Source organism: Vibrio sp. CCUG 15886, from assembly GCF_028570825.1.
In the GTDB taxonomy this organism is placed as follows: Bacteria; Pseudomonadota; Gammaproteobacteria; order Enterobacterales; family Vibrionaceae; genus Vibrio; species Vibrio vulnificus_B.
Genome location: NZ_JAQQBT010000006.1, coordinates 165,006 through 183,195, shown reverse-complemented (window position 1 = coordinate 183,195; position 18,190 = coordinate 165,006). Strand labels below are relative to the sequence as shown.

General features: G+C 46.0%; 16 protein-coding genes and 1 tRNA gene. 11 read left to right on the top strand and 6 right to left on the bottom strand.

What is annotated here, in order from left to right; genetic code table 11:
* The first annotated feature begins 51 nt into the window (after window positions 1-51).
* From PQQ36_RS13865 to mepA, 4 genes are all read left to right on the top strand, one after another.
* Window positions 52-249: a hypothetical protein gene (locus PQQ36_RS13865; protein ID WP_273661697.1), complete on the top strand. Its 198-nt coding sequence runs from the start codon at window positions 52-54 to the stop codon at window positions 247-249.
* Window positions 250-327: 78 nt separating this feature from the next.
* Window positions 328-1,242, top strand: coding sequence for an SDH family Clp fold serine proteinase (locus tag PQQ36_RS13860; RefSeq protein ID WP_097371526.1), 915 nt, complete (start codon window positions 328-330; stop codon window positions 1,240-1,242).
* Between the two features lie 83 nt (window positions 1,243-1,325).
* Window positions 1,326-1,414: transfer RNA gene (locus tag PQQ36_RS13855), tRNA-Ser, on the top strand.
* Window positions 1,415-1,620: 206 nt separating this feature from the next.
* A complete protein-coding gene (gene mepA, locus PQQ36_RS13850; RefSeq protein ID WP_045621521.1) occupies window positions 1,621-2,451 on the top strand; it encodes a penicillin-insensitive murein endopeptidase in 831 nt (276 codons plus the stop codon).
* A gap of 34 nt (window positions 2,452-2,485) precedes the next feature.
* On the opposite strand, the gene PQQ36_RS13845 is transcribed toward mepA, so the two are convergent.
* The 3 genes from PQQ36_RS13845 to rdgC form a co-directional block, all read right to left on the bottom strand.
* Window positions 2,486-2,740, bottom strand: a complete 255-nt coding sequence (locus tag PQQ36_RS13845; protein ID WP_011078569.1) for a YfhL family 4Fe-4S dicluster ferredoxin — start codon at window positions 2,738-2,740, stop codon at window positions 2,486-2,488.
* A gap of 3 nt (window positions 2,741-2,743) precedes the next feature.
* Entirely contained in the window at window positions 2,744-4,144 is a 1,401-nt protein-coding gene (gene trhP / locus PQQ36_RS13840) for a prephenate-dependent tRNA uridine(34) hydroxylase TrhP (protein WP_273661689.1), read from the bottom strand.
* A gap of 142 nt (window positions 4,145-4,286) precedes the next feature.
* Window positions 4,287-5,201: a recombination-associated protein RdgC gene (gene rdgC / locus PQQ36_RS13835; RefSeq protein WP_225470803.1), complete on the bottom strand. Its 915-nt coding sequence runs from the start codon at window positions 5,199-5,201 to the stop codon at window positions 4,287-4,289.
* A gap of 218 nt (window positions 5,202-5,419) precedes the next feature.
* Here rdgC and phoB point away from each other — a divergent pair, with 218 nt between their 5' ends.
* From phoB to PQQ36_RS13820, 3 genes are read left to right on the top strand one after another with little or no spacing between them, the layout of a single operon-like run.
* Window positions 5,420-6,109 (top strand): phosphate regulon transcriptional regulator PhoB, encoded by a 690-nt coding sequence (gene phoB / locus PQQ36_RS13830; RefSeq protein ID WP_011078566.1) that lies wholly within the window; start codon window positions 5,420-5,422, stop codon window positions 6,107-6,109.
* A gap of 20 nt (window positions 6,110-6,129) precedes the next feature.
* Complete coding sequence (gene phoR, locus PQQ36_RS13825) at window positions 6,130-7,428, top strand: phosphate regulon sensor histidine kinase PhoR (RefSeq protein WP_045620273.1); 1,299 nt, start codon at window positions 6,130-6,132, stop codon at window positions 7,426-7,428.
* Window positions 7,425-8,378, top strand: coding sequence for a PstS family phosphate ABC transporter substrate-binding protein (locus tag PQQ36_RS13820; RefSeq protein WP_072610758.1), 954 nt, complete (start codon window positions 7,425-7,427; stop codon window positions 8,376-8,378). Before phoR ends, PQQ36_RS13820 begins: the two co-directional genes overlap by 4 nt.
* 51 nt (window positions 8,379-8,429) lie before the next feature.
* On the opposite strand, the gene ppx is transcribed toward PQQ36_RS13820, so the two are convergent.
* Window positions 8,430-9,929, bottom strand: coding sequence for an exopolyphosphatase (gene ppx, locus PQQ36_RS13815; RefSeq protein ID WP_011078563.1), 1,500 nt, complete (start codon window positions 9,927-9,929; stop codon window positions 8,430-8,432).
* Window positions 9,913-12,015 carry a polyphosphate kinase 1 gene (gene ppk1, locus PQQ36_RS13810; RefSeq protein WP_011149582.1) on the bottom strand — a complete coding sequence of 701 codons (2,103 nt, stop codon included), beginning with the start codon at window positions 12,013-12,015 and terminating at the stop codon, window positions 9,913-9,915. Before ppk1 ends, ppx begins: the two co-directional genes overlap by 17 nt.
* A 197-nt stretch (window positions 12,016-12,212) precedes the next feature.
* Between ppk1 and PQQ36_RS13805 the strand changes: the two genes are divergently transcribed.
* Genes PQQ36_RS13805 through phoU form a run of 4 tightly spaced genes read left to right on the top strand, consistent with a single transcriptional unit; the run spans window position 12,213 to window position 17,646 of the window.
* Complete coding sequence (locus PQQ36_RS13805; RefSeq protein ID WP_225470804.1) at window positions 12,213-14,405, top strand: ABC transporter permease subunit; 2,193 nt, start codon at window positions 12,213-12,215, stop codon at window positions 14,403-14,405.
* A 27-nt stretch (window positions 14,406-14,432) separates the two neighbouring features.
* Window positions 14,433-16,103 carry a phosphate ABC transporter permease PstA gene (gene pstA, locus PQQ36_RS13800; protein WP_273661686.1) on the top strand — a complete coding sequence of 557 codons (1,671 nt, stop codon included), beginning with the start codon at window positions 14,433-14,435 and terminating at the stop codon, window positions 16,101-16,103.
* 1 nt (window position 16,104) lies between these two features.
* A complete protein-coding gene (pstB, locus tag PQQ36_RS13795; protein ID WP_011078559.1) occupies window positions 16,105-16,923 on the top strand; it encodes a phosphate ABC transporter ATP-binding protein PstB in 819 nt (272 codons plus the stop codon).
* A gap of 24 nt (window positions 16,924-16,947) precedes the next feature.
* Complete coding sequence (gene phoU / locus PQQ36_RS13790) at window positions 16,948-17,646, top strand: phosphate signaling complex protein PhoU (RefSeq protein WP_011078558.1); 699 nt, start codon at window positions 16,948-16,950, stop codon at window positions 17,644-17,646.
* Between the two features lie 3 nt (window positions 17,647-17,649).
* On the opposite strand, the gene PQQ36_RS13785 is transcribed toward phoU, so the two are convergent.
* Window positions 17,650-18,123: a hypothetical protein gene (locus PQQ36_RS13785; protein WP_011078557.1), complete on the bottom strand. Its 474-nt coding sequence runs from the start codon at window positions 18,121-18,123 to the stop codon at window positions 17,650-17,652.
* Between the last annotated feature and the right edge of the window lie 67 nt (window positions 18,124-18,190).

The window sequence follows — 18,190 nt, the reverse complement described above, 5'->3', positions numbered from 1 at the left end:
TTCAAGGACTGGGTGCACAACATATTGATTATTAGGTGCGAGGTGGTGTTTATGGAAAAAGTCAATTTCTTAGAGTTGCAGGCTCAAATCATCGGTTATGGTCCACATAAACCACAACTGAATGGATCAAATTGTGATACTCATCTCGTTCATGCTTTCTTCCAAAGTACTCCTGCGAGTAGTTTGGTTTCTAACAATACAACACTGAAAGCATGTAGTACGCTTAGTAACTCAACAGTGATGAGTTAATCGCTTGATAAATGTAAAAATGACCATATTATAAGCCCTGAGTTGTCAGGGTTTTTTTTTGGTCAGGAGAATACAAATTTGCCAAGTTTGAATGATGTTATTGCTGAAATACAAGGTAGTATTGCCCGTCAGGTCCCTAACGCACCTGATGTAGTTCGGGGGAATAAGGTATCCGACTTGCAGGCGCATACGGGGCGAAATGTCATCTGTTATTATTCAGGTTGGCTAAATGTTAATGGTGCGTCTGTTCCTAATTTATCAATAGATGATATGGATAAAAATGGCTTTATGAATGCAGTTCAGGGTATGGACTGTTCTCTAGGTCTAGACCTGATTTTGCATACTCCTGGTGGCTCTGTTACTGCAGCTGAATCATTGGTTTATTATCTAAGAAAGAAATTTGGAACTGATATTCGAGTGATCATTCCTCAGATGGCAATGTCAGCAGGAACGATGATTGCGTGTTGTTCTAAAGAAATCGTGATGGGACATCAGTCTTGTGTTGGACCTTTTGATCCTTCTGTTAGAAATGTTTCAGCATTTGCTGTTTTTGATGAATTTCAAAGAGCATCTAAAGATATACAGACAAACCCGCATAACATCCCTTTGTGGCAAACTATGTTGAGTAAGTATCCTCCTGCATTTCTTGAAGAATGTGAGCGAGCGATAGAACTTGCAAATACAATAGTACCTCAGTGGTTGAGGGAGAACATGCTTTCACATTTAGGTGCTGAAGAACTAGAAACAACGACTAATCGTATTGTTAGTGCTTTGAACAACCCTCACAAGACCAAAGAACACTCTCGACATATTCACATTGAAGAAGCTATTGAGCTTGGATTGACTGTAACTCAGTTAGAAAATGACCAAGCACTTCAAGAAAAAGTTCTAACACTGCATCATGCTTATTTAGCTACATTGATGATGACGAATACTTCTAAATTGATAGAGTCCCATCATGGTAAGAAATTTATTCTGAGTTATCAGGTTTAGACTAGATTCAATGAAATACCGTGGTGAGCACATTGCCGTACATTAGCTTGCTAAATCCTCATACGGTAGAAGCCAACATAACCAAGGGTGGCATTCGGTTATATCTTTATAGAGCGTAACCCATGGATTCCAAATCCGCGTGTTGGGAGTTCGAATCTCTCCACCCCTGCCATATTCAAAGGCTCTGACTTAGGTCGGAGCTTTTTTGTTTCTTTACTATTCCTATACCGATAATCGTTGTCCAATCATCCACTGCTTTCGACGATGGATATGACTGTTACTTGTATTTCACGCTTTTGTTCACTTCAATTGAAATCATGACTTCCTAGTCGCAATATGCTTTAGAAACCTTTCTTCACAATAAGCAAGGATCAATGGATGTTCGCTAAAATACTGGCGTCATTGTGCGCGATGTATTCAATACCTACTTGGGCATTACAAATGACAGCGTGGGAACTGGTGACCGCACCAACGCGTGAACGTGCTCAATCAATAGGATCGTACGCAAATGGCTGTTTAGATGGTGGTATCGCTTTACCACTAGAGGGGGAAGGGTATCAAGTTGTGCGTGCAGAGCGTAATCGCTACTTTGCGCATCCAGAAACCGTCACTTTTATACAAGAGTTAGGCTATTACGCGGATACACATTTGGCTTCGACTCTAATGATTGCGGATGTCAGTTTACCACGAGGTGGGCGTTTTTCTTTTGGTCATGCGAGCCATCAAACCGGACTCGATATTGATGTATGGCTTAAACTAAACACCTCTCCTTTGAATAAATATGAGCTTGAACAGGCCAAGACAGCGAGTGTTGTCAATTTCGATACCATGACAATTCGTGCCGATGAATGGCGTGATGAGCAATTCGAGTTGATCCGAGCCGCAGCCGAAAATGGCAGGGTAGCGAGAATTTTTGTCCACGCCGTTATCAAGCAACGTTTATGTCAAATGGAAACATCCACTCATAGATCGTGGCTGAGAAAGGTAAGGCCTTGGTGGGGACATTCTTCACACATGCACGTGAGACTCTCTTGCCCACAAGGAAGCGATGACTGTATCGAGCAAGCTTTGCCGCCGGAGGGAGATGGTTGTGGTGAAGAAGTGTTGAGCTGGATAGAGCGTCCAACACCACCGGCGAAAAAAGCACAGGAGCCAGAGCCTATCTCTGAGGCATGTGTGACGGTACTAAATCAGAAACATGAGAAATAAATAAAGCGCCCATTGGCGCTTTATTTGATATCGATTAGGCTAAGCCTTGGATGATGACAAACTTTTCAAGCAGTTGCTCTTCCGTTTCGATGTGGTTTGGATCCGTAATGATGCATTTTGTAATAGGACAAACCGACTGACAGGTCGGCTTGTCGTAATGCCCTTTACACTCGGTGCAGAGGTTAGGGTCAATTTCAAAGATTTTATCGCCCATTGAAATCGCCCCATTTGGGCATTCCGGATCACACATGTCACAGTTGATGCACTTATCCGTGATAAGCAATGCCATAGCTTAGTTACCTGTTGGGTTACGGGTATCCTGACCTTCGTTTAGGTTACGCATAAGTAACGCGTAGCTCAGATCCATATCCTGTGGAACTGGAATAAAGACAAAGTGGCCGTTACCTTTTGCATCGTCAATTGACTCAGACTTACGGTTTTCCATCTGTTCAAGAGTGAAAATGACGTTACCTTTTGGCGTCATTAGCTCTAGGCTATCACCCACAACAAATTTATTTTTCACTTCTACTTCCGCCAAGTCACCGCGGCGTTTGCCTGTAAATTCACCAACAAACTGTTGTGAATCTGAAACGGAGTAACCGTAGTCATAATTTTGGTACGCGTCATGAGTGTGACGACGTAGGAAACCTTCTGTGTATCCACGGTGAGCAAGGCTTTCTAGTGTTCCCATTAGTGTTTTGTCAAATGGTTTGCCCGCTACCGCATCATCAATGGCTTTACGATAGACTTGCGCCGTACGTGCACAATAGTAGAAGGATTTAGTACGGCCTTCAATTTTCAGAGAATGAACACCCATCTGAGTTAAGCGCTCTACATGCTGAACTGCACGTAGGTCTTTTGAGTTCATGATGTAGGTGCCGTGCTCATCTTCAAATGCTGCCATTTTTTCGTCAGGGCGATGACTTTCTGATAGAAGAACAACATCGTCGATGGGTTTGCCACGACCAATGGTGGTTTCTGGGCGCTCTTCTTGCACTTCGATCGCTTGCGCAGCATTTGGATCAAACTGTTCTACGATTTGACCGGCATCGTCTTCTTTGCCTTGCTCAACCTTGTATTCCCAACGACAAGCGTTAGTACAAGTGCCTTGGTTAGGGTCGCGTTTGTTGATGTAGCCAGACAGTAAGCAACGACCAGAGTAAGCCATACACAAGGCGCCATGGACGAACACTTCGAGTTCTGTTTCTGGACACTGTTGACGAATTTCTTCGATCTCTTCGAGTGATAGCTCACGAGAAACAATGACACGCTCTACACCATATGCAGCCCAAAACTTCACCGTTGCCCAGTTCACCGCGTTGGCTTGAACTGACAGGTGAATCGCCATATCAGGAAAGGCTTCACGCACCATCATGATCAAGCCGGGGTCAGACATGATTAGCGCGTCTGGGCCCATATCCACAACCGGCTTCAAATCTCGGATAAACGTTTTTAGCTTAGAGTTGTGCGGTTGAATGTTACATACCACATAGAACTTCTTACCTAAGGCATGCGCTTCGTCGATACCAATTTTTAGGTTCTCGTGATTGAACTCATTGTTACGAACACGAAGGCTGTAGCGAGGTTGCCCTGCATAAACCGCGTCAGCGCCATAAGCAAATGCGTAACGCATATTCTTTAGACTGCCCGCAGGCGACAATAGCTCAGGAACAAAGGGTGTATTTGATGTCATTGCTTGAATTCTCTTTTTATCTGATCACAGGTCAGTACGATTCCACCATATGGAATCGGGGCGCAAATTTTACGCCAAATTGTGATCCTTGACTAGGTAAAAGAGAGAAAAACGCCTTCTGTGGAGAAGGCGTTGAAAATGCTTAAGCGTTAGGGTGAGGTAAACCACCCAGTGCTTGAAAAAGATCAGGCAAAAATGCAGACAACTCGCCACACATGAGAGAAAAGTCTGCATCAAAGCGTGCTGCTTGATCTTCTCGCGGAATATCGTCGTTCTGATCGCGTAATTCATCAGAAAACTTCAAACGTTTGATGCTCGCGTCATCGGCCAGAACAAACTCCAATCGCTCTTGCCAATTGAGAGCCAGTTTTGTCACCACTTTATCTGCAGCGATATGACTGAGAATTTCGTCGCTGGTGAGCTCTTGCTTCTTACAGCGAATAATGCCGCCATCTTCCAGAACAGATTTAAGTTCGGCTTCATCGAGTAAATGGAAACTTTGTGGTGTTTGGCCTGTTTTTACCCATTCAGTCAACGTGGTCTCAACCGCTTTTTCTGGAATCGCAGGTACAACAGGTAGGCTACCCATGGTTTTGCGCAGCAGTGCGAGCACGTCTTCTGCTTTTTTGTAGCTGCTGGCATCGACCAAAATAAACCCTTCTTTTGGCAAGATGAGCACATAGGTGTGATTACTGCGGCTGAAAGCTCGTGGTAGAAGATCAATGATGATCTCTTCTTTAAGTGTTTCTTTCTCTTTTTTCTTCAGCGGGCGGCCTTCTTGGGCTTCCATCGCTTCCACTTTGGCATTCAGTGATTCTTTGATCACCGAAGCGGGCAGCATTTTTTCTTCTTTTTTAGCACAGATAAGAATGCGGTCTTCTGACACGTGGGTCATCATATCACCGTGTCGTCCCATCGCGCTTACCCAGCCAAATTTTTGCTTATCCTGGCTGCCACAAGGCGTATAACGGAACTCTGCCAATTGTTTTTCAAGTTGATCTGCGTTGAATTCAATCTCGCGATTCACGCGATAGACCATACAGTTTTTAAACCACATAGCGCTTCTCTAAGATAAATACAGGGGCAACATGATAGGCAATTTTTTCTGGCTTGTCCTAATCGAGTTGGAAAAAATCAAGATGAATCAACAAAGACAGTTATATGAAAATTTGTTTGCAAAGGTCACAAAAGTGTCATAATTGAACGTAATAATGCTTTCAGTTGCAAAGGGCTAGGGCCTATAAATTATTCAAACTTACATAAGGTTATTCAATTATGTCTAGAAGGATTCTGGTAGTAGAGGACGAAGCGCCAATTCGCGAAATGCTGTGTTTCGTGCTTGAACAGAAAGGTTACCAGGCGGTTGAAGCTGAAGATTATGATACGGCAGTAAACAAACTTGCTGAACCCTTCCCAGATTTAGTATTACTGGATTGGATGCTGCCAGGTGGCAGTGGCATCAATTTCATTAAGCACATGAAGCGTGAAGAGCTGACGCGTAACATCCCTGTGGTGATGTTGACGGCTCGTGGTGAAGAAGAAGACAAAGTTCGTGGCCTTGAAGTCGGTGCGGACGATTACATTACCAAGCCTTTTTCGCCAAAAGAGTTAGTGGCTCGCCTTAAAGCGGTGATTCGCCGTGTCACGCCAACCGCACTAGAAGATGTGATTGATGTTCAAGGGCTTAAACTCGATCCAGTTTCTCACCGTGTGACGGCCAATGACGCGCCTGTTGATATGGGGCCAACAGAATTCAAAATGTTGCATTTCTTTATGACCCACCAAGAGCGCGTGTACAGTCGTGAGCAACTGTTGAACAATGTGTGGGGTACCAATGTTTATGTGGAAGATCGCACGGTTGATGTTCACATTCGTCGCCTGCGTAAAGCGCTAGAAGATGCAGGGCATGATAAACTGATTCAAACAGTGCGAGGCGCGGGCTATCGTTTCTCAACGAAAGCGTAAATACCATGTCGGAGTCGTGAGTGGTTGAAAGATTAACTTGGAAAAAGCTGGCATGGGAGCTGGCTTTTTTTTACACCCCCTGGGTGATTGTTGGGTGGATATTCGGCTATATGCCGTGGCTGCTTTTGGTGGCGACGGCTTTGCAGCTTGGTTGGCATTTACACAATCAGGTACGTTTGTCTGCGTGGCTCTGGGATGAAAAGCGTTTAACGCCGCCATCGGGCAGTGGTAATTGGGAATCGCTGTTTAATGGCCTTTATCGCTTGCAGCAAAGACAGCGACGCAAGCGTAAAGAGCTGACGAATTTGATCCGTCGTTTTCGCAATGGTGCAGAATCGTTGCCGGATGCGGTTGTGGTGTTTCGTGCGGAGGGCAACATTGTTTGGTGTAACAAGCTGGCGCAACATCTATTAGGTTTCCATTGGCCTGAAGATTCTGGTCAGCCTATTTCTAATCTTCTTCGCACTCCTGATTTTATTAAATATCTCTCTGGTAATGATTTTTCTGAACCGTTGGAAATGTGCTCGCCGCTAAACGTTGAACGTACGCTGGAACTGCGTATTGTTCCTTATACTGAAGGTGAGCACTTGATGGTGGTGCGTGACGTGACGCAGTTGAAACAGCTAGAAGGCATGCGTCGAAACTTTTTTGCTAATGTTTCCCATGAGTTACGTACGCCAATGACGGTGCTTCAGGGTTATCTCGAAATGACCGAAGATCCGGACATGTTGGTTGGCCCCATGTGGGGCAAAGCCCATCGTGTGATGACGGAACAACTGAATCGAATGAACAGTTTAGTGAATCAGTTGTTAACCTTATCCAAGATCGAAGCGTCGCCAATCCATGAGTTGGATGAAGTGGTTGATGTGCCAGCCATGCTGGAAGTGCTAGAGAAAGAAGCGGTAAGTTTGAGTGGTGATAATCAGCACGCCATCTCTTTCCAAGTGGATAAAGCGCTCAAAGTCTATGCCGATGAAGATCAATTGCGCAGTGCTATTTCGAACCTAGTATACAATGCCGTGAAGTACACACCCGCTGGTGCAAACGTACAGGTTCGCTGGTATCGCAATAGCAAGGGTGCTTGCTTAGAAGTGGAAGACAGTGGTGAAGGTATTGAGCCGCAACATATCCATCGTCTGACAGAGCGTTTTTATCGCGTTGACAAAGCACGCTCTCGTGACACCGGGGGCAGTGGTTTAGGTCTGGCGATTGTAAAACATGCTTTGACTCATCACGACACTCATTTGGATATCCAAAGTAAAGTTGGCAGTGGCAGTAAGTTTTCATTCGTTTTACCGGCAAAATTGGTGGCGAAATGAAACGATGGTGGTTGAGTTTATTGTTGATGGGTGGAATGAGTGCGAGTACTCAGGCATTGGATACACCATTGCAACCTTATAAAAAAATCCCCGGTGTTTCTGGGAATTTGTTATCTGTCGGCTCGGATACGCTTGCGGGGATGACCACGCTTTGGGTGGAAGAGTTTAAGGCGCTTTATCCGAACATCAATGCTCAGGTGCAAGCCTCGGGCTCCTCAACGGCGCCTCCCGCTCTGACGGAACAAACGGCGCAGTTTGGCCCAATGAGCCGCCCAATGCGTTTAAGAGAAGTGGAAGCCTTTGAGCGAACTCATGGTTATAAACCTACGGCGTTGCGAGTTGCGATTGATGCCATCGGTATTTTTGTTCATCAAGACAATCCGGTTCAAGGTCTCAACTTTCCGCAGTTGGACGCCATTTTCTCCGCGACTTTACGCTGTGGTGCAGAAGATTTTGTCAGCACGTGGGCGCAGCTTGGTATTGATGCGGAGTGGGCAAAGCGCAACTTTCAGCTCTTTGGGCGCAATTCGGTTTCTGGAACCTACGGCTACTTCAAAAAGCACGCCCTGTGTGGCGGCGATTTTAAAAGCCAAGTGAATGAACAGCCGGGGTCTGCTTCGGTAGTGCAATCGGTGGCATCCACGCTCAGTGGCATAGGTTACTCTGGTGTGGGTTATCGTGTAGCTGGCGTGCGCCTACTTCCTATTGCTAAGCAAGGTAATGAGTTTGTTTATCCGAGTCGAGAAAACATTCTGACTGGCGATTACCCTCTTTCACGTTATTTGTATGTGTATGTCAACAAGCATCCGAGTAAGGCTCTGAGCCCCATTGAAGCTGAGTTCATTAAATTTATCTATTCGGCACAAGGACAGGCGCTAGTAGAGAAAGATGGTTACGTGTCGATAACGGAAGAGTTTGCCAAGCAAGAGTTGGCAAAAGTCGGGTTATAAACCCAATAAGGCCGCATTGAGGCCTTATTGTTTCGCGCTTTTCAGCGCCAGTTAGTCAAGCTCGAGCTGCCAGTTTACTTGTTGCCAGCGTTCTTGTTCACTTTGCAGATCCGCGGAAAGTAATTTGTTGTTTTCCTGCCAATCCGTTTCTTTACCTTGCAATGTCCAATGGTTCTCTTTCACCTGTAGATGAAATTCAGGCAATGGATCGTCATTGCGCTGCCCGTTGATCAAAATGGCTAATCGCAATATACGGATTAAGTTGATCACTTGCTCGCGGCTGTAGAGATGGAAATCGGGAAGTTCAGTGAGTTTGAGCGACTTTCGCTGATAGCGAGTAAGAAAAGCCAATAGCAGTTGTTGTTCGCTGTTAAAGCCAGGCATGTTAGTGTGTTGCAGAATGTAGGCTGAATGGCGATGGAAGCCGCGTAGGCTGATACTTAATCCCACCTCATGCAGTAACGCAGCCCATTCTAACAGAGTGGCAAGTTCACTCTCTCTTTTGATGCCTAGAGGTTTATGAGCTTGCTCCAGAAGCTCAATGGCGAGCCCTTTCACACGCGCAGCATGCTCCAAATCAACGAGGTGCTTCTTCGCTAAGTTTTCTGTTGTGCGCATGCGTAAATCGGATCGCGCAAAACGGGCTTCCATCTCATAGAGTAACCCTTCTCGCAGAGCGCCATCAGAGTAATGCATTTCGGAAATCTTTAGTGTTTGGATAATGGCGCTAAGAATGGCTACGCCTGCGGCAAACACCGGTTTACGCTCATCAGTTAAGCCTGGCAATTGAATGTCATCGATGGTTTCGAAGCTACAGAGCATATCCATTAAGGTGTTGAGACGAGCTTGAGTGATGAGTCCATCCTCAAAACCAATCCCCACTAGAACTTCACGAATGGCTTTAATGGAGCCTGAAGAACCGTAAGCGATTTCCCAGCCTTTTTTCCGATATTGGCTGGCGATGGATTCGAGTTTTTGCTCGCAAGCGACCATCGCTTTATTGAAATTCTTCTTGGTCATTTTACCATTTGCAAAGTAGCGGCTGGTAAAACTGACGCACCCCATTTGTTTACTGTTTAGAAGCTCGGGCTCAAAATCCTTACCGATGATCATCTCGGTACTGCCACCACCGATATCGACCACAAGTTTGGAAGAGACCTCTAACTGAGTATGTGCCACGCCCAAATAGATCAAGCGCGCTTCTTCTTCCCCAGGAATGATTTCGATGGGAAAGGGCAGCACTTGCTTTGCTCTTTGTAGAAATAAGTGAGCGTTTCGTGCTTGGCGTAGGGTATGCGTGGCAGCGATACGTACGTTTTCTGGCTCAAATCCTTGCAGCCTTTCAGCAAACATCGCCAAACATTCCAAGCCTCTTTCCATCGCAGAATGGCTTAAATTCATTTCCATATCTAAACCATCAGCAAGATGTACTCGCTGTTTGTGGCGGCTGATCAATTGCAGATCTTCATCGACCACCTTGGCGACGACCATATGAAAACTGTTGGATCCTAGGTCGATAGCGGCAATATCTCGACTATTCGTTGTTGTCATTCGGTTCTACTTGCCCCTTTTGCTTGCGCGTATGTTTCTCAACATTTTTAAGATAGTCGTAGATGGCTATCTGAGAACGTATTTTTTTGCGATTACCGCGTTCAACATAGTTATTGCTCATCTCTTTGTCGATGCGGCGAGCCTTCACTGTATCAGTAAATTGGATGCTGAGAATATCGATAATCCGTTGTTTGATACGTGCGTCACGTACAGGGGACATCACCTCAATACGGTTATCGATGTTGCGTTCCATCCAGTCCGCAGAAGAGATGAATACTTGCGGATCACCATCGTTGTGCACCACCAACACGCGTGGGTGTTCTAAAAATCGATCAATGATGCTGATGATTTCAATGTTTTCGCTAATCCCTTCTAACCCAGGAACCAATGAGCACATGCCCCGAATGATCATGCGAATTTTCACCCCAGCGCTGCTGGCCGCATAGAGCTTACTGATCAACCCTTTATCGACCAAATTGTTCACTTTGAGGGTAATTGAGGCTTTTTTGCCCGCTTGCGCGTTGTGAATTTCTCTATCCAATAAACGATAAAGTTGCGAGCGAGAGTTTCTGGGAGAAACGATGAGATGACGAAATTTTATCGGTCGGAAAGGATTCATGATGTAACTAAACACGCCTCTCACTTCTGCAGCGAGTTCTTGATCCGCCGTAAGCAGCGAAAAGTCGGTGTAGATACGGGCAGTGCGTTCGTGGAAATTACCCGTACCGATGTGCGCGTAGCGAACGAACCCTTGCTCTTCGCGACGTGTGATCAGTAGTAACTTGGCGTGAATTTTCATCCCCGGCACACCAAAAATGACGTGCACGCCCGCATCGGTTAGGCGTTTTGACCATTCAATATTGGCCTCTTCATCAAAGCGTGCTTGTAGCTCAACGACCACTGTGACCCGCTTGCCGTTATGCACCGCATCGATCAATGAGTTCATCAAGCGTGAATTCTTTGCAACACGATAAACATTGATTTTGATGCTGACGACTTTAGGGTCGAATGAGGCTTGACGCACCAATTCCGTAATATGCTCAAAGCTATGATAAGGGTAGTGCAGGAGAATATCTTGATTGCGAATGGCATCAAACGCGTTGGCGTAGCCTTCAAAATCTGCGCAGGCCAATGGTGGCAGCGGTTTGTTCTCCAAGTAGTCACGTCCAACGTTTGGAAAGGCGATAAAGTCTTTGAAATTGTGATAACGACCGCCAGGAATCAAACTGTCGTAATGAGAGATTTTGAGCTTATAGCAGAGATATTTGAGCATGTCCTCGGGCATGTCTCGCTCGTAAACAAAGCGCACTGGCAAGGCGGTTAGGCGTTGGCTGAGGCCTTCAGACATCTGCTCTAGCAAGCTGTATTCAACTTCATGACGCAAGTCGTATTCGGCGTCTCGGGTCATTTTCATCGCATAGCCATTGAGCTCGTCGTAGTCAAAAAAGCCACGGAAGATATCGTTAAGGCAAAAGCGAATGATGTTGTCGAGCAAGATAATGGTTTTCTTACGTTTGCCTTTTTGCTCTGGCACCATAATGAAGCGAGGAAGGTGATCGGTGGGGATTTCCAGTAAGGCATATTTGGCCTGTTCTTGTTGTTTCAACTCCACAGCGATGTACGCGTACTCGTCTTTCAAAAACTGCAGTACGTCAATTTCATCGGTCAACATCAGCGGAGTGATGTGAGGCAACACTTCTTTCTGGAAATATTTGATGATCCATTTTTGTTGAGCTTCATCGAGTTGGCTTTCGTTGACGAGAAAAATATGCCGCCTTGCCATATCTCGGATCAGTTCATTGTAGAGTTCATCAAAGCGTTCGTTGAGTTTTAAGGCTTTGCTCTGCATCTTTGACAACAAGTGCTTTGAAATGTCGTTGCCACCTTGCTCTCGATTAATCAAAATTCGGCGTTTCACATCCGAAAATCGCACTTTGTAAAACTCATCCAAGTTATTGGAGAAGATACCAAGAAAGCGAATGCGCTCAATGAGCGGCACGGTTTTGTCGGCGGCTTCTTGTAATACCCGTTCATTGAATGACAGCCAGCTAAGCTCTTTTTCTATATAGAATTTATCCGCACTCATAAATTGGCCTGACGTTGATCATGTAATTAAAAATGGACTCAATAAGGAGGCACAGTATGTGTTTTTTGTTACAGATTTATTTCATACCATGACTATCATAATAGTTGTATTATTTTCATATGGTTAATGTGATCTGTAATATAATTGTCATCTTAACGAAATATTATGTCAGCACGTCAAAAAGGGTAGAAAATTCGATGGCCAGAGCCGAGTTCACATTGCAGACCAGAGACAAGTCGAGATTGTTAAAAGATCGCCTAGTTCGTTTGGCTGTAACCAGTGGCGGTGTTGGGGTTTTGGCTGCCTTAGTGTTGATTTTTGTCTATTTAGCGATGGTGGTGATCCCACTCTTTTCGGACGCTAAACTAGAACCCAATAAACTCAGTATGCCTATTGCGACGAAGCCGCCTGTCGCGATTGCAGTTGATGATTATGGCCTTAGAGCATTGACTATTACCGAAGATGGTCGTCTAACGTTTTGGCAGCTAGATAGTGGTGAGGCAATACTCGAAACACAAATCAGTGAGAATCCGACCGCTTTTGCCAAGAGTGTTTCTGCTTTAGACAGCTATGGCTTTGTTTCTCAGCAAGGGCTAGTGACGTTGTTTAAACCTCGTTTTAACAGTTCGCTGGCGAAGAGTGTTCAGCGACCTGAGGTTGAGATTTATTCCCCTAGCTTTGATTTTCGTCTTGCGGCGCAAGGCAGTGATATCGCACGGTTTGCGTTCAGTAACTTAGAACCTTCTCCAACGCTAACTTGGCTAACAAACGATGGACGAGTCCACGTTCGTTGGCAGCAAAGTGTGCAAGGAGAGTGGGTGCAACGCGATTTCCAATTCGCAACCAGTTTTGATGCGGCATCGCAACTTCTTATAACGCCGGATGGAGAAACCCTCTACGTACGTTCTGGTTCTGAGCTGGTGGTGGCGAAGAAGCGTGATGAGCAATTTGTTGTGCGGGAGATTGTTGATCTCACCTTGGGTGATCAGAAGCACTCAGTGCGTCAAATAGACCTGCTTGCAGGAGCCTACTCTTTATTGGTCACTCACAATGATGGCCGGGTGTCGCAATGGTTTGATACCCGTCAGCAAAATCAGCGCAAATTGACGCACATTCGTGATTTTAAGTTAGCTTCAGAAGTGCAATTCCTCTTGCCGGATACGCATCGTAAAGGCTTCTACAGTTTTTATACCAACGGAACGTTACAGAGCCACTACACCACCAGTGAAAAATTGGCTCTGTTTTTGCGCGCCTATCAACAAGCTCCGCAAATGGCGGCCATGTCGAATAACGAACAATACCTTTTAACGTATTTTCCAGATCGATTAACGCTGGCGACGGTGGACAATCCATACCCTGAAATCTCGCTGTCATCGCTGTGGCAAAAGGTGTGGTATGAAGGTTATCCAGAGCCCGAGTTTGTCTGGCAATCCACTTCAGCAAGTGACGATTTTGAAGCGAAGTTCAGTATCGTTCCGATTGCTTTTGGTACCATTAAGGCCGCGCTGTTCGCCATGCTGTTTTCTGTTCCCATTGCGGTTCTTGGTGCCATCTATACTGGTTATTTTATGGCGCCGAAAATGCGTCGTATCGTTAAACCTTCCATTGAACTAATGGAAGCGATGCCAACGGTCATTATCGGTTTTTTAGCCGGTTTATGGTTTGCTCCGATCGTTGAACAGCATCTGATCAGTGTGGTGCTACTGATGGTTGTGCTACCTCTGAGTACCGTCTTCATTGGTGGACTCTGGACTCTGTTGCCCGCGACGATACGACATCGTATTCCTAATGGTTGGCATGCTCTGATCTTAATCCCGAGTATGGTGCTGGTCGTCGCGCTCGGAATACAGTTTGCTCCTGAATTGGAAGCGCTATTTTTTTCCGGCGATATTCGGTTATTTTTATCGCAGCATGGGATTGGTTTTGACCAGCGTAATGCGATGGTGGTGGGATTAGCCATGGGCTTTGCTGTGATTCCAACTATTTTTACCATAGCGGAGGATGCGATTTTCTCTGTGCCTAAGCATCTCTCTGATGGCTCGTTGGCGCTGGGCGCGACGGCGTGGCAAACGCTCACTCATGTGGTGATTCTCACCGCGAGCCCGGGGATTTTTTCTGCCATTATGATGGGGCTTGGGCGTGCTGTTGGGGAAACCATGATCGTCTTAATGGCGACTGGAAACACGCCGCTAATGGATTGGAATATTTTGGAAGGGATGCGCACCTTATCAGCGACCATTGCGGTTGAGCTGCCGGAATCAGAAGTGGGCAGTTCGCACTTCCGATTATTGTTTTTAGCCGCCCTATTGCTGTTTGTTTTCACCTTCGCCGTCAACTCGCTGGCCGAGTGGGTACGCCAAAGATTAAGAGATAAATATCGTGCGCTGTGATCATAGTCGAATGTTGGGAGAGCTAGCGTGCTGAAATGGATTCGTTCAGGAGCGCCGTGGATTTGGTTGACAGGGGGAGTGGTCAGTATCAGCTTGCTTTCGGTGTTGGCACTGCTGCTTTTGATCGGTTGGAAGGGGCTTAATTACTTCTGGCCTGCGCCTGTCTATCAGTGGATGATAGTAAAAACCTCACCTCAGTTGTCTCCACAAACATCGGTTGGAAGCCGTGTGATTGGCCAGGTTTATCAGCGAAACCAAGTGGACTATTCGCAACTGCCGCCATCTTTACAGGCTATTGTGCAAGATGAGCAAGAAGCGGTGCGTTTGAAAATCAAAGTGGCGAATCGAGGTTTGTATCCCTCCGAATTTATTTCGGTGTTGGAGTCGCAACTCAGTGAACCCACAACTCCGGAAGAGATTGTTGTGTTTGAACGCAGCAGTGGCGGCGATTTCTATGGCCGCTACTTAGCGTTTCGTGATGGCGATATACAGACTGACGAGAATATCTTCCCATTGTTGCGAGACAAGCTCGAATACGCTGAACGTTTACGTGAAGAAATTGCGCTGGTGGTTGAGCAAAACATCAAACCGTTAAGTTGGAAATTGGAACAGCTCCGTCTTGATAAGCGGCGCAAAGAGCTCAATGGCACGTTGAGCTCCGAGTATTTGCAGCAATATCAAGCGGAACGCGAACACTATGAACAGGAGTTAGCCAACTACGACCAGCAGCTTGACGGATTACGTTTGCAACTCACGGGTTATACGCTGCTGGTGGAAGAAATGAGTGGTAATGTGATCTCTATTCCTCTCAGTGAAATTTTGGATTTTTGGCAGCCAAACAAAATGAATGTTGGCGATAAAATTGTGCACTGGGGGAGAGAAATTTGGAAATTCCTCTCAGAAAATCCACGAGATTCCAACTCGGCAGGTGGCGTCTTTCCTGCCATATTTGGTACTGTGTTCCTTGTGTTGATCATGTCGATTATTGTGATGCCGCTGGGGGTTATTGCTGCCATCTATCTGCATGAGTACGCCAAAAATAACGCTTTTACACGAGTCATCCGTATCGCGGTCATTAATCTTGCCGGTGTGCCTTCCATTGTGTACGGCGTTTTTGGCTTAGGCTTTTTTGTTTACACCATCGGTAGTTCAATTGATAACCTGTTTTATGCAGAGCGCCTTCCTGCTCCAACCTTTGGTACACCTGGGCTGTTGTGGTCTGCACTGACCTTAGCCGTATTGACGCTGCCCGTGGTCATCGTGACCACTGAAGAGGGCCTAACACGCATTCCTAACTCGGTTCGACACGGCTCACTTGCGCTTGGAGCGACGCAATTTGAGACGTTGTGGCGCGTGGTGTTGCCGATGGCGACTCCCGCTATCATTACGGGATTGATTTTGGCGATTGCACGGGCGGCAGGAGAAGTAGCGCCGCTGATGTTGGTTGGTGTGGTTAAGTTAGCGTCCAGCTTACCCGTGGATGGCCAGTTTCCTTACATTCATCTTGAGCGTAAGTTTATGCACCTTGGCTTTCATATCTACGATGTGGGCTTCCAAACGTCGAACATCGAAGCGGCGCGACCACTGGTGTATGCCACGTCCTTTTTGTTGGTGACGGTCATTGTCGGTTTGAACTTAACGGCTATCAGTATCCGCAATAATTTACGCGAAAAATATCGAACATTGGGGCAAGACTAAGATGTATTCTTTCAATGACACATTGGGCTATCACGCCCCTTTAGATGTGAATAATCTGCCTGACGATAAAACGGCCATTACGATTGAGAACTTGGATCTGCACTATGGTCAAAGTCAGGCACTGTACGACATTTCGATGCGCATTCCCAAAGGGAGAGTGACGGCATTTATCGGTCCGTCAGGTTGTGGTAAGTCAACGTTGCTGCGTTGTATTAATCGCATGAACGATCTAGTGGAAGGATGCAAAGTGACAGGCAGCGTTAAGCTGTATGGCAGCAATGTTTACGATCCTAGTGTCGACGTTGCAACCTTAAGGCGTCGGGTCGGGATGGTGTTTCAAAGGCCCAATCCATTTCCTAAATCCATCTATGAAAATGTGGTGTATGGTTTACGCTTGCAAGGTGTGAAAAATAGCCGAACGCTTGATGACGCAGTAGAGCGATCTTTACGCTCGGCGGCGTTATGGGATGAAGTGAAAGACCGCCTGCATGAGAATGCCTTTGGTCTCTCTGGTGGGCAACAGCAGCGATTGGTCATTGCCCGAGCGGTCGCCATCGAGCCAGAAGTGCTGTTATTGGACGAACCTACATCGGCTTTGGATCCTATATCAACTTTAACGATTGAAGAGCTTATCAACGACCTAAAGACTCAATATACTGTGGTCATTGTCACTCACAACATGCAGCAAGCTGCGCGAGTGAGCGACTATACTGCCTTTATCCACATGGGTAAGCTTATTGAGTATTCGGACGCAGACACTATCTTCACCTCTCCGATGAAAAAGCAAACTGAAGATTACATTACCGGCCGCTACGGCTAGCACATATTTTAGATAAGGATCGTTATGCATTTCGGGCGTCATATCTCAGGGCAATTCAATGTAGAACTTGAGTCTATTCGTACTCATGTCTTGACGATGGGGGGCTTGGTTGAACAACAGCTTTCTTTTGCCATGCAAGCGCTGCATAACGACGATATCGACCTTGCCAGACGAGTGGTGCGTGATGATCACAAAGTCAATGCGATGGAAGTTTCCATTGATGATGCCTGCACGCGAATCATTGCCAAGCGTCAGCCAACCGCAAAAGATTTGCGCCTCATCATGGCGATCATCAAAACCATTACCGATTTAGAACGCATTGGTGATGTGGCAACTAAAATGGCCTATGTCGCCATCGAAAGCCCTTCATCCAAAGAGCGTCAGTTTAATGTTTCCTTAGAGCCACTGGCTCGACAAGCCATTCAGATGTTGCACTTGGTGTTAGACGCGTTTGCGCGGATGGACGTGGATGCGGCAGCCGAAGTGCACAAAATGGACGATAAAATCGATGCGGAGTATGAGGCGGTGATTCGCCAGCTTATGACGTATATGATGGAAAATCCGAAGAATATCCCCAACATCCTTCAAGTAATGTGGTCTGCTCGTGCGATTGAACGAGTTGGTGATCGTTGCCAAAATATCTGCGAGTACATCATCTATTTCGTCAAGGGAAAAGATGTGCGCCATTTGGGTGATCAAGGGATCAATGACGCACTAAGATAATCGTTAGAAACGTAAGCCAAAGCCGAGATTAAAGTTAGGCGAGGTATCGGATGGGATATATGTTGCATTGGTGTCAAACACGTTGAAGTCAACACCGGCGCGTAAAAACAAATGTTGGTTTGCTTGGAATACATAGCTACCACCAATGCTTAAACCATTCGCTGTTTTATGCTCTTCTCTTAAATAGCCATCATATTGAGCCAACCCGAGGCTTGCCTGAAAACCATGCTGTTTGCTGGCACCAAACATTTGTTGAAAACCAACGCGGTATGAATAGATTTCTTCATCGTAGATTTTGCTTTCATAACGCGTTTTCGCCAATTCGGCAAACACCGCATCAAAACCGAGAGTGTTTGTTAAACCCACTTGAATTCCGGCACCTTTATAAGGACCCAGTTTGAGCTCTGGTGAAATAGTGATTCCCGCGTAAGCACTAGAGCAAATAAGTGAAGAGAGAATTATCGCCATCTTTTTCATAATATTACCTAAAAGTTGATTGTATTAAGATGGAGTTCCATTCCTGTATGAGGTTATCTTAGTTATT